Source organism: Bradyrhizobium sp. PSBB068 (assembly GCA_016839165.1).
Taxonomy (GTDB): domain Bacteria; phylum Pseudomonadota; class Alphaproteobacteria; order Rhizobiales; family Xanthobacteraceae; genus Bradyrhizobium.
This window is the reverse complement of the sequence record CP069300.1, coordinates 6,464,432-6,487,851: the sequence shown is the minus strand read 5'-3', so window position 1 is coordinate 6,487,851 and position 23,420 is coordinate 6,464,432. Positions and strand designations below refer to the sequence as shown.

Genomic DNA, 23,420 nt, shown 5'->3' with positions numbered 1-23,420 from the left:
TGATGCCGTTGGGAGCGCCTCATGCTGACCCTGATCGGCAAGCGGCTGCTGTTCGCGATCCCGTCGCTGATCGGGGTCGTGATCGTGACGTTCCTGCTGACGCGCGCGCTGCCCGGCGATCCCGCGGCGTATTTCGCGGGGCCTGCCGCAACGAAGGAAGCGGTCGACCAGATCAGGAAGAAGCTCGGTTTCGACAAGCCGCTGATCGAGCAGTTCGTGCGCTACACCAATGATCTCGCCCATGGCGATCTCGGCACCTCGCTGACCACGGGCCAGCCGGTCGCCGCCGAGCTGCGCAGCCGCCTGCCGGCATCGGCCGAACTCACACTGCTCGGCCTCGTCGTCTCGATCGTGATCGCGATCCCGCTCGGCGTGCTGGCGGCGACGCGGCCGGGCTCGTGGATCGACCATCTCTGCCGCGTCACGACGACGGCCGGCGTGTCGCTGCCGGTGTTCTTCACCGGGCTCGTGCTGGTCTATGTGTTCTATTTCCGGCTCGGCTGGGCACCGGCGCCGCTCGGCCGGCTCGACGTGTTCTACAGCGCGCCGCCGACCGTCACCGGCTTCTATCTGATCGATACGCTGATCGCGCGCGACTTCGAGGCGTTTCGTTCGGCGTTCAGCCAATTGATCCTGCCGGCGGTGACGCTCGCGATCTTCTCGCTGGCGCCGATCGCGCGCATGACGCGCGCCTCGATGCTGGCGGTGCTGGCGTCGGATTTCGTCCGCACCGCGCGCGCCAGCGGCCTGTCGCCCGGCAAGGTGATCGTGACCTACGCGTTCCGCAACGCGATGCTGCCGGTCATCACCACGCTCAGCATGGTGTTCTCTTTCCTGCTCGGGGCCAACGTGCTGGTCGAGAAAGTGTTCGCCTGGCCCGGCATCGGCTCCTATGCGGTGGAGGCGCTGATCGCATCCGACTTCGCGCCCGTCCAGGGCTTCGTGCTGACCATGGCGGTGATGTACGTCGCTCTCAATCTGCTGATCGACATCCTCTACGGCGTGATCGATCCGCGCGTCAGGCTGGAAGGGTAGGAGGGGCACATGAGCACCGTTGCGCCGACCGTCGAACCCGCGGGTCCCGCCCGAACCTCCGGGCTTGCCGCAGTGTTCGAGCAGACCCGCTATGTGCTGAGCGAGAACAAGGTCACCGGCTTCGCCTTCGCGCTGCTGATCCTGATCCTGTTCGCTGCGTTGTTCGGGCCCTATGTGGTGCCGTATGATCCGCTCGCCTCGAACACTGCGGCGGCATTGAAGCCGCCGTCCGCGGCGCACTGGTTCGGCACCGACCAGCTCGGCCGCGACATCTTCAGCCGCGTCATCGTCGCAACGAGGCTCGACACCTTCATCGCGGTCGCTTCCGTCGTGCTGGTGTTCCTGATGGGCGGGCTCGCCGGCATCGCCGCCGGCTATTTCGGCGGCTGGACCGACCGCATCGTCGGCCGCATCGCCGACACCATCATGGCGTTTCCGCTGTTCGTGCTGGCGATGGGCATCGTCGCGGCGCTCGGCAACACCGTGCAGAACATCATCATCGCGACCGCGATCGTGAACTTCCCGCTCTATGCCCGCGTCGCACGCGCGGAAGCCAATGTCCGCCGCAACGCCGGCTTCGTGCAGGCGGCGCGGCTGTCCGGCAATGGCGAATACCGCATCCTGCTCGGGCACATCCTGCCCAACATCATGCCGATCATGATCGTGCAGATGTCGCTGACCATGGGCTATGCGATCCTCAACGCCGCGGGGCTCTCTTTCATCGGTCTCGGTGTCCGCCCGCCGACCGCGGAGTGGGGCATCATGGTCGCCGAGGGCGCGGGCTTCATGGTGTCCGGCGAATGGTGGATCGCGCTATTCCCGGGCCTGGCGCTGATGATCGCGGTGTTCTGCTTCAACCTGCTCGGCGACGGCCTGCGCGACATCGTCGACCCGCAGCGGAGGACGTGATGACTGTGTCGCCGCGGTGTCATGCTACCGTAACACTGCTTTGCATGGGGTTGTTTTCGATATTTTGTGGGAGGCGCGCATGACTGCGCAGCCACTGCTCGACGTCAGCGACCTGACCGTCGAGTTCACCACGCGTCGCGGCATCGTGAAAGCCGTGCAGCACGTCAACATCTCGGTCGGCAAGGGCGAGACCGTCGGCATCGTCGGCGAGTCCGGCTCCGGCAAGTCGGTGACATCTTACGCCGTGATGCGCATCCTCGATCGTGCGGGCCGGATCGCCGAGGGCTCGGTGATGTTCTCCGGCATCGACGTCAAGGCGGCGACCGAGAGCCAGATGCGCGATCTGCGCGGCCGCGAAGTCTCGATGATCTTCCAGAACCCGCGCGCCGCGCTCAATCCGATCCGCAAGGTCGGGCACCAGATCGAGGATGTGCTGCGCCAGCATGTGCAGCAGGCCCAGGTCACCGACCGCGGCGAGACCGCGATCGAGGCGCTGGAGCAAGTCAAGATCGCGCGGCCGCGCGAGCGTTATCACGCCTATCCGTTCGAACTGTCAGGCGGCATGTGCCAGCGCGTCGTCATCGCGCTGGCGCTGGCCTGTAACCCGCAGCTTCTGATCGCCGACGAGCCGACCACCGGCCTCGACGTCACCACCCAGAAGGCGGTGATGGATCTGATCGTCGAGCTGACGAGGCGCCGGTCGATGTCGACGATCCTGATCACCCACGATCTTGGCCTCGCCGCCGCCTATTGCGACCGCGTCGTGGTGATGGAGAAGGGCCGTGTGGTCGAGACCGCAAAGTCGGCCGACATCTTCGCCGCGCCCCAGCACGATTATACGAAGAAGCTGATGCGCGCGACGCCGCGGCTCGGCGTGTCGCTGAGGGATTTGTTGCCTGAAGAGGAAGCGACTGCTTTCGCCTCTCCCCGCGTGCGGGGAGAGGCCGACGCGCGCAGCGCGGCGGGTGAGGGGGACTCTCCACAAGCTGTGCTCGCGGAGAGCCCCCCTCACCCCAACCCTTTCCCCGCACGCGGGGAGAGGGAGCAGGTGCAGCCCCTCCTGTCCGTCGAAAAGCTCGTCAAGGAATACCCTCGCCAGGGCGCGGGCTCGGTGCTGACAAAACTGTTCGGCCGCAAGCCGCCGGTCGAGGAAGACGTATTCCGCGCCGTCGACGGCATCAGTTTCGAGGTCGGCCATGGCGAGAGCGTCGGGCTGGTCGGCGAGTCCGGCTGCGGCAAGTCGACGACCTCGATGATGGTGATGCGGCTATTGGACCAGACCTCCGGCCGCATCATGTTCGACGGCGAGGACATCGGCGGCATCGTGCCGCAATCCTTCGCGCGGCTGCCGCGGCGCAGCCAGATCCAGATGGTGTTCCAGGATCCGACCGACAGCCTCAATCCGCGCTTCACCGCGGCGCGCGCGATCGCGGACCCGATCATGCAGCTCGGCGACGTCAGGGGGCGCGCCGCGCTGCGCGACCGCTGCGAGGAACTGGCACGGCTGGTCGGCCTGCCGGTCAATCTGCTGGATCGCTTTCCGCATCAGCTGTCCGGCGGCCAGAAGGCCCGCGTCGGCATCGCACGCGCCATCGCGCTGCACCCGAAGCTCGTGATCCTCGACGAGCCGACCGCGGCGCTCGATGTGTCCGTGCAGGCCGTCGTGCTCAATCTGCTGCAGGACCTCAAGCAGTCGATGGGCATGAGCTATCTGTTCGTGTCGCACGATCTCAACGTGGTGCGCCTGCTGTGCGATCGCGTCATCGTGATGCGGGCCGGCCGCATCGTCGAGCAGGGCACGTCAGAAGCCGTCTTGGGCAATCCGCAGGATGCCTATACAAGGGAACTGCTGACGGCGATCCCGCATCCGCCGTTGCCGGTTGCTTGAAGACTCACTGGGAGCGAAATGGCCGATCACCTCGACGACTACGTGAATGCTGCCGCCCGCGCGCTGGAGCTGCCGCTGGAAGATGCCTGGCGTCCCGCGGTGCGCGCCAATCTTGAGGTCGCGCTGCGGCTGGCGAAACTGGTCGATGACTTCCCGCTGCCCGATGACGCCGCATCGGCTGCGATCTATTCGGTCTGAGATCGCGATGTCCGACATTCCTGCTCTCCTGTCGGCCGCCGAAATCGCGCAGGCCGTCTCACACCGCAAGATGACGGCCTTCGCCGCGACCGAGGCGGCGCTCGCGCGCATTGCGCAGCACGACAAGGTCCTCAACGCCTTCACCGACGTCACCGCCGATCGCGCGCGCGCCAAAGCCAGGGCCATCGACGCCGCGATCGCGGCGGGTCAGCCGGCCGGCCCGCTCGCCGGCGTACCGTTCGCGGTGAAGAATTTGTTTGACGTGCAGGGCCTCTCGACCCGCGCCGGCTCGAAGATCAATCGCGACCTGCCGGCCTCGCCGCGCGATGCCACGCTGATCGAGCGGATGGAAGCCGCCGGCGCCGTGCTGGTCGGCGCGCTCAACATGGGCGAGTACGCCTACGACTTCACCGGCGAGAATGCGCATGACGGTCCGTCGCGCAATCCGCACGATCCGGCGCGGATGGCCGGCGGCTCCTCGGGCGGCTCCGGCAGTTCCGTCGGCGGTGCGCTGGTGCCGATCGCGCTCGGCTCCGATACCAACGGCTCGATCCGGGTGCCGTCATCGTTCTGCGGCATCTTCGGCCTGAAGCCGACCTACGGCCGGCTGTCGCGCGCGCGATCGTTTCCGTTCGTCGCAAGCCTCGATCATCTCGGCCCGTTTGCGCGCAGTGTGACGGATCTCGCCCTCGCCTACGACGTCATGCAGGGGCCCGAAACTGATGATCCCGCCTGCGTCGCGCGACCGCTCGAGCCCACGATGCCGCTGCTGGCCGAAGGAATCGGCGGGCTGCGGGTCGCGATCGCCGGCGGCTATTTCCAGCAGAATCTGTTGCCGGAGGCGGTCGAGGCGGTCGCGCGCATCGCAAAGGCACTCGGCGCGACGCAGGTCGTGGAGGTGCCGGAAGCGGCGCGTGCCCGTGCCGCGGCCTTCATCATCACCACGACCGAGGGCGCCGCGCTGCATCTCGACAGGCTGCGCACCCGTCCGAACGATTTCGATCCGGCAGTGCGCGATCGCCTGTTCTCGGGCGCGATGATCCCGGCCGTCCATGTCGACAAGGCGCAGAAATTCCGCCGCTGGTATCGCGCCAGGGTGCTGGAGCTGTTCCAGTCGGTCGACGTGATCCTGGCGCCGGCAACGCCGTGCATCGCGCCGAAGATCGGTCAGGCCAACTTCACGCTCGATGGGGTCGAGCTTCCGGTGCGTCCCAATATCGGAATCCATACCCAGCCGATCTCCTTCATCGGCCTGCCGGTGGTCGCCGTGCCGGTGCCGCTTGAACCGATGCCGATCGGCGTTCAGATTATTGCCGCGCCCTGGCGCGAGGACATCGCGCTGCGGGTCGCCTACGCGCTGGAACAGATGGGCGTTGCGAACGCGCCTGCGCCGAGAGGACTTTGACTATGGACATCGATCTTCCCGACGTGGTCGCCGAGGTCACCGCGCAGTTCCAGCGCTACGAAACGGCGCTGGTGTCGAACGATGTCGCGGTGCTCGGCGAACTGTTCCGCAACGACAGCCGCACGCTGCGCTATGGCATCGGCGAGAACCTTTACGGCTACGGCGAGATCGCGGCGTTCCGCGCCGGGCGGCCGGCGGCCGGGCTGATGCGCAGGATCGACCGCACCGTGATCACGACCTATGGCCGCGACACCGCGATCGCCTCGACGCTGTTCTATCGGGACAGCGCTCCGGGCAGGGTGGGACGGCAGATGCAGACGTGGATTCGCTTCCCCGAGGGCTGGAGAATCGTCGCGGCCCATGTCAGCGTCATCGACGAGCCCAAAGGCGTTTGAACAAGAGCGCTTGAACCATGAGCCTGGACGATCTTCCGACCCGCGCGCCGCAGCCGACTGAATCCGAGCCGGTCGTGCCGCGCGTCGATCGCCCGTCGTCGCTGGTCGACAAGGTCACGCGCGCCGAAGAGCTGCGCCTGCAACTCGCCGACGAGATCGTGCGCGGCACGCTGCCGCCGGGGGCCGGACTCGACGAGACCGACCTTGCGCGCCGCTTCAACGTCTCGCGGACGCCGGTGCGCGAGGCGCTGCGGCAGCTGGCCGCCAGCGGCCTGATCGACGCCCGTGCGCATCGCGGCGCGGTGGTGGCGCGGCCCTCGCTGGAGCGGCTCACCGGCATGTTCGAGGCGATGGCCGAGCTGGAGGCGATGTGCGCCGGCCTTGCCGCGGAACGCATGACGCCGGCGGAGCGTCACGCGCTGGAGGCGATCCACGAGGAGCTGCGGGTGCTGAGCTACACCGGCAATCCCGAGCGCTTCCACGAGGTCAATGAGCGCTTTCACAATGCGATCTATACCGGCTCGCAGAACGCCTATATCGCCGAGATCACCTTGGCGACGCGGGTGCGGGTGCAGCCGTTCCGCCGCGCCCAGTTCCGTAACCTCGGGCGCCTTGCAAAATCCCACGCCGAACATGATCGCGTCGTGGTCGCCATCATGCGCGGCGACAAGCCGGGCGCTGCGGCTGCGATGCGCGCCCATATCGAGCAGGTGCGCGGGGAATATGAGACCTACGCGGTGTCGGTGTAGCTCTCACCGTCATTCCGGGGCGCGCGAAGCGCGAGCCCGGAATCCATTCATCGGCATCTGACGTAGATGATTGGTTGCGGGCCGCTTCCGGCAACGGTCGCTGAGGCGAAATGGATTCCGGGCTCGCGCCAAGAGGCGCGCCCCGGAATGGCGGAAGGGGCGGCTAACCTTTCGCCTTCTCCGCCATGAACGCCCGCCAGCCGCCAAAGGCCGAAATATCTTTCGCGCCATGAATCGCGGCCGGCTCGACGATGAAGCCTTTGGCCTGCCGCCCGTCGGCAAGCCGGATCGTGCCGATCGACAGCGGCGGCGGGATCGCGGCAACGAATCTTCCGAACGCGGCAGGTGACATCGCCCAGAGCTCGAGCTTGATCGCATGACCCGCACCCGTCTCGATGCGCAGCATGCCGGGCTTCGGCGGCGTGGTGTCGAGCGCATAGAGCTTGTAGTCCGTTGCGGTGGCGGTCTCCTCCAGCAGGCGCGCATCGAGCGCGGTCAATTCGTGGTTCAGCGCCATGCCGGAGAGATGCGCGCCGACCACCGCGATGGTGATCTCGTTGGATGTCGCTTGCGCCGGCACTTGAGCGAGCGCGGGCTGCGGCAGCGATTTTGCGCCAAGGCCAAGTCCGGTGTCGGCATGGAATACCCGGCCGATGCCGGCAAGCTCGGCGTCGCGGCCGGCAGGTGCCAGCAGCGTGATGCCGAATGGCGCACCGTCGGGCCGTATCGCCGCCGGCAGCGCCAGGCCGCAGAGATCTAGCAGGTTGACGAAATTGGTGTAGGTGCCGAGCCGCGAGTTGAGCTCGATCGGCTTGGCCAGCACGTCGGCGGTGGAATAGACCGTCGGCGCCGTCGGCAGCACGATCGCGTCGAGTTGCGCGAAGCTGCGCTCGGCAACGCGGCGCAGCGCTTGCAGGCGATAGAGCGCGGAGAAAGTATCGGCCGCGGTCGGCCGCGCGCCGCCGATGGTGATCTCGCGCGTCACGGGATGGATCGCGTCGGGTGACGATGCCAGGAGGTCGCGGATCACGAGATAGCGCTCGGCGACCCACGGGCCCTCGTAGAGCAGCCGCGCGGTCTCGTAGAACGGCTCGAGGTCGAATTCGACGAGATCGGCGCCAAGCACCTGCCAGCGCTGCAATGCCTTGCCATAGGCCGTCTCGGCCTCGCGATCACCGAAGAAGATCAACTGACCCGACTTGGGAATGCCGAGCTTCAGCCTGGAGGGAAACGCTGCGAGGGCGGCCAGCGGCCGGTCGCGCGAGAACGGATCAGCGTCGTCGGGACCTGCCATCACGGCAAGCGCGGCCAGCGCGTCGTCGACGGTGAGCGAGAACACCGAGATGCAGTCGAGCGTGCGGCAGGCCGGCACCAGCCCGGTATTCGGGATCAGCCCGAGGCTCGGCTTGAGCCCGACGACGTTGTTGAGCATGGCCGGCACCCGGCCGCTGCCCGCGGTGTCGGTGCCGAGCGACAGCGGCACCAGGCCCGCGGATACCGCGACCGCGGAGCCCGAGCTCGATCCACCCGGCACGAGATCGTCGCGAACTGGATTTTTGGGAATGCCGTAGGGCGAGCGCACGCCGACCAGGCCGGTGGCGAACTGGTCGAGGTTGGTCTTGCCGATGATGATGGCGCCTGCCGCGCGCAGTCTTGCGACTGCGGTCGCGTCGTGCGCTGGCGTGTACGCGAAGGCCGGGCAGGCGGCGGTGGTCGGCAAGCCCGCGACGTCGATATTGTCCTTCACGGCGACCGGCACGCCATAGAGCGGCAGCGTCGGATCGGCGAGCTGCGCGGCCTCGGCGAGTGCCTCCTGCTCGTCGCGCAGGCTGATGAAGATGGCGGGATCGTTGTGTTCGCGGATGCGCTGGTAGCTGCGCGCCACGGTTTGCGCCGGCGTCATGGTCCTGGTGCGGTGTGCGGCAACGATCGCGGCGACAGTTTCAGTCACGTGGTTGGCCTCGTCTTTGGGAGCGGTGGCCTTCGGAAGGTCGCCGCGAAGGAATTGCCGCCTGATCGAAGCAAGCAATGTGCCATTGTGTACAATTAACCTGCGCCAGATGCGCGACAGATTATTACACAATATCAGCTGCTTGGAATGGCCACCGCGCGCTGAGGCGAGCTTGCTTGAAAGCGCATTCGCCTATTTTTCAGGCAGGCGTGGCTGAGCAGAAATCCGATCGATGGATCAGGTGAAGCAAGCAAGGATCCGTAGCAATTGCTCGCGGTTTGCCTTGCCGATCTTCTCGGCGACATGCCGCTCGTGTTCGGCGGCGAGCCGCTTGAACTGCGCCAGCGCCGCCTTGCCGCGCGTGGTCAAATGCAGCGCATGGGAACGGCGGTCGATGGTGGAAGGGATGCGGCTGACGAAGTCGCGCTCTTCCAGGCTGTCGAGCAGATGCACCAGCCGCGCGCGCTCGATCCCGAGCCGCTTGGCGACCGCCATCTGGCTCAGGCCTGGATTGGCCCCGATCACGGTCATGACCGAGTATTGGGTCGGACGGATATCGACCGTTGCCAGTGTCTTGATGAAGTCCTGGAAGATCCAGAGCTGGAAGCGACGCACCGCATAGCCGGCGTGGCCGACCAGCGCGTCGAGGCCGATATCATCGCCGGCGTCGCCACTGTGCGCCCGGCCACTCGCCGGGCGCGCGCGACGGATTGCCGCTCTCGTTCCTGCGGCCTTGCGCGATGTCTTTTGCGGGCTTGCCATGGCCGCAAGGCTAGCGTGCTTGAGGCGAGAGGGAAAGATTGTTGTTGACGACAACAATTGATGTCCGCAACATTATCGCCAAAGAGCCCGGCGGGGGCGCGGCGCAGCACGTTGTTGCGGCGCGATCCCGACAAGACACGGGCGAGGAGGAAACCATGACGGCCGTCAGCGGAGACAATCCGAACAGCCTGTTCGCGACGCCTGCCATCGTGGCGGATCGACGTGGCGACGGCAGCATCCTGGTTCGATCTACGACGCCCTTGCAGGAAAGCGCCCGCTGCATCGGCGACTGGCTGGAGCACTGGGCACGGCAGGCGCCGGATCGCATCTTCCTCGGCGAACGCGCCAGCGTCGAAACGCCCTGGAGCACCGTCAGCTATCGCGATGCGCTCGGCATCGTGCGTCAGGCCGCATCATGGGTCCTGTCACAGGGGCTGAGCGCGGAACGGCCGCTGGTCATCCTCTCCGACAACGGCATCGATCACGCATTGTTTGCGCTCTCCGCCCAGCATGTCGGCGTGCCATCGGCGGCGATCTCGCCGGCCTATTCATTGATGTCCCGGGATTTCGACAAGCTGAAGAGCACGATCGAGCTGCTCGATCCCGGTGCGATCTATGTCGCGAGCACAAAGCCGTTCGCCGCGGCGCTTGCCGCGATCAAGCCGCTGCATCGCGCCGTCATCGTCAGCGGCAATCCCGAGGACGCCGACGCGCTGGCATTCCCAGCCATCGCGGCGACGCCGGAGTCGCCGGATGTGGCTAAAGCCTTTGCCGCAGTGACGCCGGACACGATCGCAAAGTTCCTGTTCACTTCAGGCTCGACCGGCACGCCGAAGGCCGTGATCAACACCCAGCGCATGCTGACCTCGAGCCAGCAAGCCAAGGCGCAGACCTGGACGTTCCTGGAGCAGCCGGGCGCCGAACTCGTCATCCTGGATTGGCTGCCCTGGAGCCACACCTTCGGCGCCAACCACAATTTCAACCTGGTGCTGCGCAACGGCGGCACGCTTTATATCGACGGCGGCAAGCCGGCGCCCGGCCTGTTTGCGACGTCGCTCGCCAACCTGCGCAGCGTGGTGCCGACGGTCTATTTCAACGTGCCGCGCGGCTTCGACATGCTGATCGCGGCGCTGCGTACCGACGACGAATTGCGCCGCAAGTTCTTCGAGGGTGCGAAATTCGCCTTCTATGCCGGTGCGGCACTGCCGCAGAATCTGTGGGACGCGCTGGAGGAACTGTCGTTGCAGGCGGTCGGCCATAGGCTGCCGATGGTGTCGGCCTGGGGTTCGACCGAGACCTCGCCACTGGCGACCGACTGCCACTTCCTCGCCAAGCGCTCCGGCAATATCGGCGTGCCGATTCCCGGTACCGAGCTGAAGCTTGTGCCCTCGGGTGACAAGCTCGAGGTTCGCGTGCGCGGCCCCAATGTCACGCCGGGCTATTGGAAGGCGCCCGATCTGACCGCAGCGGCCTTTGATGATGAGGGATTCTACAAGATCGGCGACGCCGTCACCTTCGCCGATCCCGAGTGGCCCGATCTCGGCCTGTTCTTCGACGGCCGCGTGGCGGAGGATTTCAAGCTCAATTCCGGTACCTGGGTCAGCGTCGGCACTCTGCGCGTCGCCGGCATCGCGGCGCTGGCGCCGCTCGCGCAGGACATTGTCGTCACCGGCCATGGCCGCGACCACGTTCGCTTCCTGGTGTTTCCGAATCTTGCCGCCTGCCGCTCGCTGGCCGGACTGCCCGAGAGCGCCGACACGCGGGAGGCGATCGGCCATCCGTCGGTTCGCGCCGCGATCGGGCAGGGACTGGCGCGGCTGAAGGCGCAAGGCGGCCATTCCTCCGGCCACGCCACCCGCGCGCTTCTGCTGGCCGAGCCAGCCTCGGTCGACGGCGGCGAGATCACCGACAAGGGCTACATCAACCAGCGCGCCGTGCTGACGCGCCGCGCTGCGGCGGTCGCGGTGCTGGAGGACGACGGGTCGTCCGAGCCGGTGGGCTGCGCGGGGTGAGATTGCGGTAGAAAAGGCGGATGTAAGGAAGGCACCAGCGGAAGGGTTCCCTCCCCCGCAAGGAGGGAGGGAGCCTGGGCAGTGTGCTCACCTGACCCAAAGGCGACGTTACAAGTCTCGGCATGAGACCTGACGTCGCATGCGCTCGCGTTTTTAGTTGCCATAGCAACTAAGCTGTGCGAGTTTCCGCACCCAGAGAGACAGGGCCGGTTAACGGCCTCGCATTTGGGAGGATCATGTTGCGCAGCAGCGCGCGAGCACCACGTTTGAAAGGGCTGACGAATACCGCGGTGGCGCAGGGCGCCGGCCGTGGTCCGGCTGCGCCATCAGCTCGTGCTTTGCCCGGTCACGGCGCCGAGATTCTCGTGCAGCCGGCGCAGCAGGTCGATCAGCACCTCGCGCTCATCCTTTCTCAGGCACGACAGCAGCCGCCGCTCGCGCTCCAGCGCCGCGACGATCACCTTGTCGTGGATGGCGCGGCCGCGCGCGGTCAGCGTGATCGAATGGGTGCGGCCGTCGTCCGGCGCGGTGCGGATGGTCAACAGCCCGCGCTTCTGCAGCGCTGCGAGGTTGCGGCTGACCGGGCCCTTGTCGAAGCCGATCACCTGGCAGATCCGCGAGGCCGGAATCCCCGGCTCGATCGCCAACTGCGAGATGATCCGCCACTCGGTGACGTTGACCCCGAAATTCTTCTGGTAAAATGCGGTGGCGCTGTTCGACAGCTTGTTGCCGATGAAAGTGATGAACGCCGGCACATAGCGATTGAGGTCCAGCAGCGGGCCATCGATGGCGTCTGCGGGATCGGCCGGTCTTGGCCGGCGGGGCTTTCGGGGGAGGGGCTGGCTGCTCATTTCTCAAATCATCGCTGCGAAACCGCTCGGGAGCAAGTGACATGCGGCCCGTGTTGACAAGATCAAACCTCGGGAGGTCCCGATGACTGCAACAGACGATGCGTCCGTCCCGCATCTGGACGTCGATCCGTTCGCGCTCGATTTCTTCGCCGATCCGTTCCCGACCCATCAGCGGCTGCGCGAGGCCGGACCGGTGGTTTATCTGGACAAGTGGAATGTCTATGGCGTGGCGCGCTACGCGGAGGTGTACGCCGTCCTGAACGATCCCGCCACGTTCTGCTCCAGCCGCGGCGTCGGTCTCAGTGACTTTTCCAAGGAAAAGCCGTGGCGGCCGCCGAGCCTGATCCTGGAGGCCGATCCGCCAGCCCACACCCGAACCCGCAATGTGCTGAGCTCGGTGCTGTCTGCGACCGTGATGAAGCAGCTTCGTGGGCGATTTGCCGAGGCCGCGGAGGCTCGCGTCGATGCGCTGCTGGAGAAGCGCCGGTTCGACGCGATCGCGGACCTTGCGGAAGCCTATCCGTTGTCGATCTTCCCGGATGCGCTCGGTCTTAAGCCGGAGGGCCGCGAGCATCTGCTGCCTTATGCCAGCCTGGTGTTCAACGCCTTCGGTCCGCCGAACCAGCTCCGCGAGGAGGCGATCCAGCGCTCGGCGCCGCATCAGGCCTATGTCGCCGAGCAGTGCCAGCGCGACAATCTGACCCCGGGCGGCATCGGCGCCTGCATCCATGCCCACGTCGATAGTGGCGCCATTACCGCGACCGAGGCGCCCCTGCTGGTGCGCTCGCTGCTGTCGGCCGGCCTCGACACCACCGTCAACGGCATCGGCGCCGCCGTCTATTGTCTGGCGCGCTTTCCCGACCAGTTCGAGAAGCTGCGCGGTGATCCAACGCTGGCGCGCAATGCGTTCGAGGAAGCCGTGCGGTTCGAAAGTCCGGTCCAGACCTTCTTCCGCACCACCACCCGGGATATCGAGCTCAGCGGCGTCAATATCCCCGAGGGCGAGAAGGTGCTGATGTTCCTCGCCGCGGCCAACCGTGATCCGCGCCGTTGGGACGAACCCGACAGTTACAACATCACGCGCCGCACCTCGGGCCATGTCGGTTACGGCTCAGGCATCCACATGTGCGTCGGCCAACTCGTCGCCCGTCTCGAAGGCGAGGTGATGATGGCGGCATTGGCGCGCCGTGTTGCCAGGATCGAAATCACGGGCGAGCCGAAGCGCCTGTTCAACAACACGCTACGCGGGCTCGAGACGCTGCCGGTCGAGATCACGCCGGCCTGATGCCGGCTGCGGAACAACGCCAGGGAGGGGACAGGATGAGGGGCTTTAGGATTGGGCGATTTGGGATTGGATTTACGCTGGCATTGGCCTGCGCCGCGGGCAGCGCACGCGCGGAAATATCAGACAATGTCGTGCGGGTCGGCGTGCTGAACGATATTTCCGGCATCTTCCAGGACACCAACGGCATGGGCTCGGTGGAAGCCGCGCGGATGGCGGCGGAGGATTTCAACGGCGGCGGCAAGGGCATCAAGGTCGAGATCGTCTATGCCGATCACCAGAACAAGGCCGACGTCGGATCCGCGATCGCGCGCAAATGGCTCGATGTCGAGGGCGTCGATGCCATCGTCGACGTGCCGAACTCGGCCGTCGGGCTCGCCATCAACACCATCCTGCGCGACAGCAGGATGACGTTCCTGGCGTCGTCGACCGCGAGTTCCGATCTCACCGGCAAGGCCTGCTCACCCAACACCATCCAATGGGTCAACGACGCCTGGGCAACCGGCAACACCACGGCGGCCGCGATGATGCAGCGTGGCGGCAAGGACTGGTATTTTGTCACGGTCGACTATGCGCTGGGCAAGGGCATTGAGGCCGAGGCGACGAATTACATCGAGAAGCACGGCGGCAAGGTGCTGGGATCGAGCAAGCATCCGCTCGGAACCTCGGACTTCGCATCCTTCCTGTTGCAGGCGCAGGGTTCGAAAGCAAAGGTAATCGGCCTCGCCAATGCCGGCGGCGACACCATCAATGCGGTGAAGCAGGCGGCCGAGTTCGGCATCCAGCAGGGCGGCCAGACCATGGTGGCGTTCCTGCTGTTCGTGAACGACGTCCACGGCATGGGTCTGAAGGTCGCGCAGGGCCTGCAGCTACTGGAGGCGTTTTACTGGGACATGAACGACGACACCCGCGCATTCGCCAAACGCTTCGCCGCGCGTCCCGGCATGAACGGCAAGATGCCGAGCGGCAACCAGGCCGGCGTCTATGCTTCGACGCTAGCGTATCTCAATGCGGTCGCCGCCACCGGCAGCGACGATGCCAAGGTCGTGGTGCCGCAGATGAAGACCTTCAAGGGCAAGGACAAATTGTTCGGCGACACCACGATCCGCCAGGACGGTCGCGTCATCCACCCGATGTATCTGTTCGAGGTGAAGAAACCGGAGGAGTCGAAATACCCCTACGACTATTACAGACTGATCGCGACCATCCCGGCCGAGCAGGCGTTCCGGCCGCTGGCCGATGGCGGCTGCCCGCTGGTGAAGTGAGACGTTCGCCGCGAGTCTCGCCGCGCATGCTGAACCGCCTGTTCGCGCGCGAAGGCTCGACGCCGATCCGCTGGCTGTGGCAGCAGCGCCTCGCCGGCGCCTATCAGGCGCTGGCCGAACGGCGGTTCGGCGGCGTCACCGATGTCGCGCCGAGCTTCGGCTTCAGCGATGTCTCGCATTTCAGCCGCGCCTTGAAGGCCGCGTTCGGCCGCTCACCGCATCAGGTGATGGGGTGACGCGGCCTCCCGTCATGGCGCGCAGACGAAACTCGCCGCTTCAGTAACCGGTCCCGTCTTGTAATGCGGCCATGCCGGCCAGCGGCACAAGGGCAGCGAGCGGAGGGTGTCGAAGGCGGGCGCTTCCGTTGTCTGCTCGCGCACCTCGAGATCGCCGGGCGCTTTGCCGTTCTCGACCCAGTCGACCAGCACGGCCAGCATGTCGATATTGGCGGGCGCGCCGGAGCCGACATGGTCGACGCCGGGGGCAGTGTAGAGCCTGGCGAATTCCGCGACCTTGTCCTTGCCGAGCGTCTTCTCGATAGTCTCGAAGTAGCGGATGCCGGCATAGGGGCTTTGCGCGTAGTCGGCCATGTGTTCGAGAATCACGAGCTTGCCGCCACGCGCATGGAAGCGGCTGAGATCCGGATCGGTGGAATCCATCAGCGCGGACACTTCAAGCACGCGTGCCTTGTGATCTTCGGGGCGATAGGTCGTGACGTCGAGTTTCGGATCGCGTGCGAAGACATATTGAATGCCGCCGGCACCGTAGATCCAGGCGATGCCGTTGGTCGGAGCGGGCGGCTGCGCCGGCGCAGTGGTGCCGAGCCACCAGGCCTTCCAGCCGCCGGTCGGGCCGAACGCCGGCGTGTCCTCGCCCGACACGCCCCAGCCCGGATAGTCGTCGAGGCCGTTGGCGAGCGGAAACGGGAATTTGTACGGCGAATGCAGCGTCTCGATCGCGGCGATTTGCTTCTCGGTCAGGCAGTCGTCGCCGCTCTGGCCCGCAGTGCAGGCCAGCGTGGCCGGCTTGAACGCGGCCTTGCAGCCGACGGGATCCTGCACCAAGGCGTCGTCCGAGCCGTCCTGTTTGTCGCAGGCCTTGAGCACCGCCTCGGCCACGAGCTTGACCTGCGCCGGCCGGATCCAGCCGTCGCCCATCGTCACGAGGCCGGAGCGGGTGCCGGCATGTTGCAGTCCGACCCAGTTGATCACGGGCACGCGCGCGAAGATGCCGTCGAAATCGTCCGGGTAACGCTGCGCCATGGTCAGCGCCTCGCGCCCGCCCTCGGACGATCCCATGAAATACGTCTTCGCCGGCGGCTTGCCGTAGGCGCGCACCGTCAGCGCCCGCGCGGCGTCGCGCACCTTCTTGTAGGCCTTGTGCGAGAAATTCTCGAACGCCTCGTCGTTGAGCGCGAACAGCTGCGGCGGCTCGCCGGGCTTCTGCTCGTGGCCGGAGTCGGTGCCGGCCGTGACGAAGCCGAGCGCCAGCGGCGATGCCTTGTCGAACGGATAGGCTGGCGGCAGGCCGAGGCCCGATATCAGCACGCCGTTGAAGCCGCCGCCGCCATATTGCAGCGCGCGGCCGTTCCACTCGACGGGCAGATTCACCTCGAATTTGATCGGCGGGGCCTTGGGATCGACAGAATCAATATGCCCGAGCAGCTTGCAGAAGGCGGGATTGGCCGGGACGATGCGGCCGGCCGGTGTCGGCGCCTTGTCGGAGACCGAGAGCTGTGTCGGCGCCTGCAGCGTGGCGGTGTCGATCCTGACGGCACCGTCGGCTGGACCGGCAAGGCTGCTGCAGGTCGCCGCGGGATCGCCGGTCATCTGCGCCGCGGACGCGACTGAGCCGCATGACGTCAGCGTGACCAGCGAAGCCGCAAGCGCCCATACGCGCGCATCGATCCGCATCGTTTCCTCCCAGGGCATTATTGTTGCTGCGGCAAGTATTTCATGCGCGGCCCTGGCGCACAAGCCGCGCCGAGCATTGCGCGAGCGGAGCACGTCTACTGCGCGACCTTGCTGCTGCCCTGCGTGATCAGTCGTGCGGCGCGCTGGTTGCGGGCGTGGACCCAGAGCCAGCTCAGCGCGACGCTGAGGCGGTTGCGCAGGCCGATCAGGAAGTAGATGTGGGCGATGCCCCAGATCCACCACGCGAGCGCGCCGCGCAGCTTGAACTTGCCGAAATCGATCACCGCCAGCCGCTTGCCGATCTGCGCGAGGCTGCCGGCGTGCTTGTACTGGAACGGCGGCAAGGTCTCGCCCTTGAGCCGCGCCTTGATCAGGGCGGCGGCGTAGCGTCCTTCCTGCTTGGCGGCCGGCGCGATGCCGGGCACCGGATTGCCGTCCGGTCCCTTGATGGTGACGGTGTCGCCGACGGCGAAGATGTCGGGATGACCCGGCACGGTGAGATCAGGCTCGACCTGGAGCCGGTGCGCGCGGTCCGCGGGCGCGTTCAGCCATTCGGCGGCGCGCGAGGCGCGGACGCCGGCGGCCCACACGATGGTGCGTGCCGCGAGCTTGTTGCCGCCATAGATCACGCCGTCGGCCGCGCATTCGGTGACCGCTTCGCCGAGCACCACCTCGACGCCGAGGCTCTCCAGCGCGCGCTGAGCATAGGCGGAGAGATCGTCGGGGAAGCCGGCCAGCACACGCGGTCCGGCCTCGATCAGCACCACGCGCGCCATGCGGGTGTCGATGTGGCGGAAGTCGCGCGGCAGCGTGTCCTTGGCGAGGTCGGCGATGGTGCCGGCCATCTCGACACCGGTCGGGCCGGCGCCGACCACGACAAAGGTCAGCAGCGCGGCGCGCGCGTCCGGATCGGTCTCGCGCTCGGCGCGCTCGAACGCGACCAGGATGCGCCGCCTGAGCGTGGTGGCGTCCTCCAGCGTCTTCAGGCCGGGCGCGAATGGCTCCCATTCGTCATGGCCGAAATAGGCATGCCGCGCGCCTGTAGCGAGGATCAGCGTGTCATAGGGAATGCTGCCGCCGTCGTCGAGCTGCACTTGTTTCGCGGCCGCGTCGACGCCGCAGACATTGGCGAACAGCGTCCTCACTTCGGGGCGATCGCGCAGCAGATAGCGGATCGGCCAGGCGATCTCGCTGGTCGCGAGCGAAGCGGTCGCGACCTGGTAGAGCAGCGGCTGGAACAGATGGTGGTTGCGGCGGTCGATCAGCGTGATTTCGACCGGCGCGCCCGCAAGACCGAAGGCGGCTTCCAGTCCGCCGAAGCCGGCGCCGACGATCACCACGCGATGAGGTTTGGCCGGTGCTTGCGTCATCTGATGTCGCCCTCGGTTTCGAACGGCTTCGTCGCTTGATTATGTAATCATTCGCAGCTCCATTCCAATACGAATTGCTTGATCGCCCGATAGCGAAACCCAATCGCGGCAGGTCTCACGCATCCTGCGGCGCGGCCGCGGCGATGACCTGACGTCGCATCGGCAGGAACATTCCCGCGATCGCGCCGGCGAATGACAGCATTGCCGCAAGGCTCATCGCCGCAGCGAATCCATTGCTGAAATGTCCGGATGAATCTCCCGCGCCGTTCGCGACGAAGCTCGCCACCATCGCCGCGATGCCGAACATGCCGCCAAGGAAGCGGCCCATGTTGAAGATGCCCGATGCCTTGCCCATCTCGCTGACCGCAACGGCGCCCAGCACCGCGTTCTGCGCGGCCGGCATCGCCATCGACACACCGACGCCGGCGAGCACCAGCGGCGCGATCAGCGCGGAGTAGGGCACAGAGGGGCTCACGATCTCGCTGATCCAGCCGAGCCCGATCGCCTGCATCAAGAGGCCGGTGACCACGAGCGTGCGCTCGCCGAACCGGTTGACCACGGCGCCGGCGATCGGCGCCGTGACGAACAGCGTAGTCGTCCACGGCAACAGACGCAGCCCGGCGCCGAAGGCATCGAAGCCGAGCACGACCTGCAGGAACTGCGGCAGCAGGAACAGCACGCCGTACATCGCGGCATAGAACAGCACGCTCGCCGCCATGCCGGACGCGAATGGCCTTGCCGCGAACAGCCGCATCGGCACCATCGGGCTCGTCGCGCGCAGCTCCCACAGCACGAACATCACGGCCAACGCGACGCCGGCGATCAGGGCGCCCGCCACTTCCGCGCTGGCCCATCCGACGCTGTTGCCACGCAGCAGGCCCCAGACCAAAGCCAGCGCCGCGAGTGCGACCAGCGTCAGTCCGGGGATGTCGAGCGGCGCTGACGGTCCGAAGCTCTCACGCAGCCGCGCGATCACGAGTGCAATAGCGGCAAGGCCGATCGGCAAATTGATCCAGAAGATCCAGCGCCAGCCGAGATGCTCGGTGATGAAGCCGCCGATCGCAGGACCGATGATCAGCGCGCATCCGGTGATGCCGCTGAAGATGCCGAGCGCGCGGGCGCGCTCCTCGCGGCCGAACGCGCCGCTCAGGATCGCCATCGCCAGCGGCATCACCAGCGCCGCACCGGCGCCCTGCAGGGCGCGAGCGGCAACCAGCGAGGCGGCGTTGCCGGCCAGTGCACACGCAACTGAGGCCGCGACGAACAGGCCAATTCCGGCGGCGAACATCCGGCGCCGCCCGAAACGGTCGCCGAGCGCGGCACCGGTCAGCAGCAGCACCGCGAAGGTCAGGTTGAAGGCATTGACGGTCCATTGCAGCGTCTCCACGGCGCTGCCGAAATCCGCACGGATGGTGGCGAAGGCGGTGGTCATGATCATGGCGTCCAGCGCCATCATGAAGGATGCCAGCGCGGTGAGGCCGAGCGCCCAGCGCTGTTCAGGGGTCTGCATGGTGGTTCTCCGTTGGCGTACCGCAGGGCCGCGGCGCGCTTCGCCGGCAAGGACGAACCGGGATGGGCAAAGGATGCGGCCAACAATTATTTTTGCCGGGCCGCATCCTTTGGCGGTCCGCAAACGTCCTTGGGTCTGACGCGGCCGGTTCGGGCCGCAAACCAAGGAGGCTGCGATGCGACGGACCCTGATCAGGTACAAGACCAAGCCGGAGCTGGCGGAGAAGAATGCCGCGCTGGTTGCGGCTGTGTTCGCCGAGCTGAAGGCGGCCGGCCCGGACGACGTGCGCTACATGACGCTGCGGCTGGAGGACGACACCTTCATCCATATGGTCGAGACTGCGGCCGACGACGGCTCGAGCCCGATCCCGAAGCTGGCTGCGTTCCAGGCCTTCCAGGACGGCATCCGCGACCGTTGCGCCGAGCCGCCGCTGGTTCGCAGTGCCGTGATTGTCGGCAATTATCGTATGCTGGACGAGCCGTGAACCGATGGGCCATGAACAGATCCGCGGAGCCGTCATGACGTCACCACCCCAGGCGCCGGCCCCGACCGAGGTCGACGCGCTGCTGGCAGCGATGCGGCCGAGGCTGCATCGCTACTGTGCCCGCATGGTCGGATCCGTCATCGACGGCGAGGATGTGCTGCAGGATGCGCTGATCAAGGCGATGGAGGGCTTCGCGTCCGCAGCGCCGATCCAGAACCCTCAAGCCTGGCTGTTCCGGATCGCGCACAACACGGCGCTGGATTTCCTCAGGCGGCGCAACCGCCAGGACGCGCTCCACTCTTCGGAGGAGGTGGACATGATGGCCGGAGAGCTCGACGATGTCGGCCGCCGCGAGATCGCGGCGGCCAGCCTGCGCACCTTCATGCGGCTGCCGGTGGCGCAGCGCTCCAGCGTGATCCTGATGGATGTGCTCGGCTGTTCCTTGCAGGAGGTCTGCGGCATCATGGATTTCAGCCTGCCGGCGGTGAAGGCGGCGCTGCACCGTGGACGCACGCAACTGCGCGCGTTCGCCCGCGAGCCCGACGATGCGCCGCGGCCGGGCCTGTCGCCTGGCGAACGCACCAGGCTGAACGCCTATGTCAGCCGCTTCAACGCCCGCGACTTCGACGCCATCCGCGCCATGATCGCCGATGACATCAGGCTCGAGCTAGTCAACCGGACGCGGCTGAACGGCAAGGCCGAGGTATCACGCTATTTCGGCAACTATGCCAAGATCGATGACTGGCACCTCAAGACCGGACAGGTCGAGGGCCGTCCCGCGATCCTGGTGTTCGAGCCGGACGCGCTGGATGCGCCGCCGCGATCGTTCATGCTGCTCGACTGGTCCGCCGACAAGGTTGCGATCATCAGGGATTTCCGCCACGCATCCTATGCGATCGACGGCGCCGAATGGGCGGTGGACGAGGGGTGAGCGCGCCGCGGCTCAGCCGCCGCAAGGCAGTGACCGCGCCACAAACTCAGTGTCGTCCCGGACAAGCGAAGCGCGATCCGGGACACATAACCACGAATGGCAATTGGTTTGCGATGCTGGGGCCCCAGCTTGCTGCGACAACGCAAGGCAGTGGTTATGGGTCCCGGCCTTCGCCGGGACGACGGTGAGAAGAGAGCGCCGCTACCGCGTCTTGCCGCCGAATTCGCCGCTGGCAATCCGCGCCACGCGGCTGCCGCCGACGGCCGGTGCGCTGTTTCGTTCAAACATGCCGTCGCCGCCGCTCTCGCGCGGCGATGGCGAGGCTTCATCGAAACGGCCGCTGCCCGGCCAGAACGTCAGCACCAGATTCATCACGCCGTTGGCGATCGTGCCGACCACCGTTGCGGTGTGATGATAGGTCAGCGCATATTCGGGAAATCGTCCGGCAATGGCCCGGTCGAGCACCATGAGAGCGATCCATGCCGCCATCACGCAGACCGGATCCCATCCGATGTCACGCACGCGCATCGATTGCAGCATGAAGCAGATCAGGAGCATGCCATAGAAGGAAAAGATCAAGGCGGGGCTGTTCGCGGCCTGCGCCAGCAGCACGTCCGTCCTGCCGCTCGCCGGTGCATTGCCGGTGATGCCGTAGACCAGCATCAAGAAGCCGAAGCCGGTCACGAAGCTGCAGAAGAAGAAAGCCAGCCGGCCCATTCGGGCATTGAAGCCGAAGATGTAATTCAGCATGTGACGCACCCCTTTGGCGGCAGCGTCGCCCGGCGATGCTTTCCGGACCATGAAGCCTGCGAATGCTTGCCGGCCTGTGGTTTCCGCGTCCTTTACCGGATCACTAAAGCCTGCTGCACTGTGCGCCGGGGCCGTCGGGAGGAAGCGCGGGCCTGCGACAATCGTTGCCTACGCAACCGGCATTATATTTCTTGCCACGGTCGATTTGGACGAATTATGATGCAAGGTGCTGGGGTATGCGCCGAAGGTTCTAATCGAGGGCCGTCGGTTCATGCTTGCTGCACACTTGCGATATCGCGCACAAAACACGTCACAGAACGACGCGCGCAACGCGTGACCGCCGGCCTCGATCGGGCCCGGCGGAATCTTTGGTTGAGGAGGGGAGTGAATATGAAAAAGGCATTTTGGCTGGCAGGCGCCATGGCTCTGGCGCTGGCGCAGCCGGCGACGGCGGCTGACAGCGTCAAGATCGGCTTCGTCTCGACCTTCAGCGGTCCGACCGCCGTGATCGGCAACGACATGCGCAATTCGTTCGAGCTCGCGCTCGACCATCTCGGCCGCAAGATCGACGGCAAGCCGGTCGAGGTGATCTACGAGGACGACCAGCAGAAGCCTGATGTGGGCAAGCAGAAGACCGAGAAGCTGGTGCAGTCCGACAAGGTCGACTTCATCGTCGGCTACATCTGGTCGAACGTGCTGCTGGCCTCGCTGAAGACCGCAGTCGATTCGAAAACCTTCCTGATCTCCGCCAATGCCGGCCCGTCGCAGCTCGCCGGTGAGCTGTGCTCGCCTTACGTGTTCTCGACCTCCTGGCAGAACGACCAGACGCCCGCCGCGATGGGCCTCTACATGAACCAGAAGGGCGTCAAGTCGGTGTTCCTGATCGGCCCGAACTACGCTGCCGGCAAGGACATGCTCGCGGGCGTGAAGAGCACCTTCAAGGGCGAGGTGGTCGGCGAGGAATACACGGTGTGGCCGAGCCAGCTCGACTTCTCCGCCGAGCTGACCAAGGCGCGCAACTCCAAGGCCGAGTCGATCTTCGTGTTCTATCCGGGCGCGGCCGGCGTCCAGTTCCTGAACCAGTATGCACAGGCCGGCATCAAGGCGCAGATCCCGCTCTACACCGCCTTCACCATCGACGAATTGTCGCTGCCGCTGCAGAAGGACAATGCGATCGGCATCCCCGGCGCGCAGGAATGGGTCAACGACCTGCCGAACGCCGAGAACAAGAAGTTCGTCGAGGACTATCGCAAGAAGTATCCCGGCCTGCGCCCGACCTATTACGGCGCCCAGGCCTATGACGCCGCCCAGCTGATCAACAGCGCCGTCGTCGCGGTGAAGGGTGATCTCACCAAGAAGGACGCGATGAAGGCCGAGATGGAGAAGGCCAACTTCAAGTCGCTGCGCGGCCCGTTCAAATACGGCAACAACCACATCCCGATCCAGAATTTCTATCTGCAGGACGTGGTCAAGGATGCCGACGGCCAGCTTTCGTTGAAGACGGTCGCGACCATCGTCAAGGACGACCAGGACAAATTCCACGACAAGTGCTCGATGAAGTGATTGTCGGGCGCCTTTTGGCGCGCGGCTTGCTTCTTCACCTCGCCCCGCTCTTGCGGGGAGAGGTCAATCGCGAAGCGATTGGGTGAGGGGCCGTTTCCAAGAGCTCGATCCTGGAGACAGCCCCTCACCCCAACCCTCTCCCCGCAAGAGCGGGGCGAGGGAGAACGCGCAGCGTGCAATGCGCGGACACCCCAACC

General features: G+C 66.1%; 20 protein-coding genes and 1 pseudogene. 14 read left to right on the top strand and 7 right to left on the bottom strand.

The window, feature by feature from the left end; translation table 11 throughout:
• Positions 1-21: 21 nt before the first annotated feature.
• From JQ507_30130 to JQ507_30100, 7 genes are all read left to right on the top strand, one after another.
• Positions 22-1,035 (top strand): ABC transporter permease, encoded by a 1,014-nt coding sequence (locus JQ507_30130; protein ID QRI69091.1) that lies wholly within the window; start codon positions 22-24, stop codon positions 1,033-1,035.
• 9 nt (positions 1,036-1,044) lie between these two features.
• On the top strand, positions 1,045-1,944 hold the full coding sequence (locus tag JQ507_30125) for an ABC transporter permease (protein QRI69090.1): 900 nt from the start codon (positions 1,045-1,047) through the stop codon (positions 1,942-1,944).
• 79 nt (positions 1,945-2,023) lie between these two features.
• Positions 2,024-3,832, top strand: a complete 1,809-nt coding sequence (locus JQ507_30120; GenBank protein QRI69089.1) for an ABC transporter ATP-binding protein — start codon at positions 2,024-2,026, stop codon at positions 3,830-3,832.
• Positions 3,833-3,850: 18 nt separating this feature from the next.
• On the top strand, positions 3,851-4,030 hold the full coding sequence (locus JQ507_30115; GenBank protein ID QRI69088.1) for a DUF4089 domain-containing protein: 180 nt from the start codon (positions 3,851-3,853) through the stop codon (positions 4,028-4,030).
• A 7-nt stretch (positions 4,031-4,037) separates the two neighbouring features.
• Positions 4,038-5,435 (top strand): AtzE family amidohydrolase, encoded by a 1,398-nt coding sequence (locus JQ507_30110; GenBank protein ID QRI69087.1) that lies wholly within the window; start codon positions 4,038-4,040, stop codon positions 5,433-5,435.
• Positions 5,436-5,437: 2 nt separating this feature from the next.
• Positions 5,438-5,830 (top strand): oxalurate catabolism protein HpxZ, encoded by a 393-nt coding sequence (gene hpxZ / locus JQ507_30105; GenBank protein ID QRI69086.1) that lies wholly within the window; start codon positions 5,438-5,440, stop codon positions 5,828-5,830.
• 17 nt (positions 5,831-5,847) lie between these two features.
• Entirely contained in the window at positions 5,848-6,579 is a 732-nt protein-coding gene (locus JQ507_30100) for a GntR family transcriptional regulator (GenBank protein QRI69085.1), read from the top strand.
• A 163-nt stretch (positions 6,580-6,742) separates the two neighbouring features.
• On the opposite strand, the gene atzF is transcribed toward JQ507_30100, so the two are convergent.
• Both atzF and JQ507_30090 read right to left on the bottom strand, forming a co-directional pair.
• Positions 6,743-8,530, bottom strand: a complete 1,788-nt coding sequence (atzF, locus tag JQ507_30095; protein ID QRI69084.1) for an allophanate hydrolase — start codon at positions 8,528-8,530, stop codon at positions 6,743-6,745.
• Between the two features lie 237 nt (positions 8,531-8,767).
• Complete coding sequence (locus JQ507_30090) at positions 8,768-9,292, bottom strand: MarR family transcriptional regulator (GenBank protein ID QRI69083.1); 525 nt, start codon at positions 9,290-9,292, stop codon at positions 8,768-8,770.
• 155 nt (positions 9,293-9,447) lie between these two features.
• Between JQ507_30090 and JQ507_30085 the strand changes: the two genes are divergently transcribed.
• The gene (locus tag JQ507_30085) at positions 9,448-11,304 is read left to right on the top strand and encodes a feruloyl-CoA synthase (GenBank protein ID QRI69082.1); all 1,857 of its coding nucleotides are present in this window, start codon (positions 9,448-9,450) and stop codon (positions 11,302-11,304) included.
• 326 nt (positions 11,305-11,630) lie between these two features.
• On the opposite strand, the gene JQ507_30080 is transcribed toward JQ507_30085, so the two are convergent.
• A complete protein-coding gene (locus tag JQ507_30080) occupies positions 11,631-12,092 on the bottom strand; it encodes a MarR family transcriptional regulator (protein QRI73577.1) in 462 nt (153 codons plus the stop codon).
• A gap of 145 nt (positions 12,093-12,237) precedes the next feature.
• On the opposite strand from JQ507_30080, the gene JQ507_30075 reads away from it, so the two are divergent.
• The 3 genes and pseudogenes from JQ507_30075 to JQ507_30065 all read left to right on the top strand — a co-directional run bounded on the left by JQ507_30075 (position 12,238) and on the right by JQ507_30065 (position 14,938).
• Positions 12,238-13,440 (top strand): cytochrome P450, encoded by a 1,203-nt coding sequence (locus tag JQ507_30075; protein QRI69081.1) that lies wholly within the window; start codon positions 12,238-12,240, stop codon positions 13,438-13,440.
• A 35-nt stretch (positions 13,441-13,475) separates the two neighbouring features.
• Positions 13,476-14,702 carry an ABC transporter substrate-binding protein gene (locus tag JQ507_30070; protein QRI69080.1) on the top strand — a complete coding sequence of 409 codons (1,227 nt, stop codon included), beginning with the start codon at positions 13,476-13,478 and terminating at the stop codon, positions 14,700-14,702.
• 14 nt (positions 14,703-14,716) lie between these two features.
• Positions 14,717-14,938: pseudogene (locus tag JQ507_30065) on the top strand (helix-turn-helix transcriptional regulator).
• 12 nt (positions 14,939-14,950) lie between these two features.
• On the opposite strand, the gene JQ507_30060 reads toward JQ507_30065, so the two are convergent.
• From JQ507_30060 to JQ507_30050, 3 genes are all read right to left on the bottom strand, one after another.
• Positions 14,951-16,615 carry a tannase/feruloyl esterase family alpha/beta hydrolase gene (locus JQ507_30060; protein QRI69079.1) on the bottom strand — a complete coding sequence of 555 codons (1,665 nt, stop codon included), beginning with the start codon at positions 16,613-16,615 and terminating at the stop codon, positions 14,951-14,953.
• A 95-nt stretch (positions 16,616-16,710) separates the two neighbouring features.
• Complete coding sequence (locus JQ507_30055) at positions 16,711-17,985, bottom strand: NAD(P)/FAD-dependent oxidoreductase (protein ID QRI69078.1); 1,275 nt, start codon at positions 17,983-17,985, stop codon at positions 16,711-16,713.
• A gap of 115 nt (positions 17,986-18,100) precedes the next feature.
• Positions 18,101-19,495 (bottom strand): DHA2 family efflux MFS transporter permease subunit, encoded by a 1,395-nt coding sequence (locus tag JQ507_30050; protein ID QRI69077.1) that lies wholly within the window; start codon positions 19,493-19,495, stop codon positions 18,101-18,103.
• A gap of 175 nt (positions 19,496-19,670) precedes the next feature.
• Here JQ507_30050 and JQ507_30045 point away from each other — a divergent pair, with 175 nt between their 5' ends.
• A complete protein-coding gene (locus JQ507_30045; GenBank protein ID QRI69076.1) occupies positions 19,671-19,979 on the top strand; it encodes a hypothetical protein in 309 nt (102 codons plus the stop codon).
• 34 nt (positions 19,980-20,013) lie between these two features.
• Positions 20,014-20,910: a sigma-70 family RNA polymerase sigma factor gene (locus JQ507_30040; protein QRI69075.1), complete on the top strand. Its 897-nt coding sequence runs from the start codon at positions 20,014-20,016 to the stop codon at positions 20,908-20,910.
• A 201-nt stretch (positions 20,911-21,111) separates the two neighbouring features.
• Here JQ507_30040 and JQ507_30035 read toward each other — a convergent pair whose 3' ends face one another.
• A complete protein-coding gene (locus JQ507_30035) occupies positions 21,112-21,660 on the bottom strand; it encodes a hypothetical protein (protein QRI69074.1) in 549 nt (182 codons plus the stop codon).
• Between the two features lie 390 nt (positions 21,661-22,050).
• Between JQ507_30035 and JQ507_30030 the strand changes: the two genes are divergently transcribed.
• Entirely contained in the window at positions 22,051-23,223 is a 1,173-nt protein-coding gene (locus JQ507_30030) for an ABC transporter substrate-binding protein (protein QRI69073.1), read from the top strand.
• The last annotated feature ends 197 nt before the right edge of the window (positions 23,224-23,420 follow it).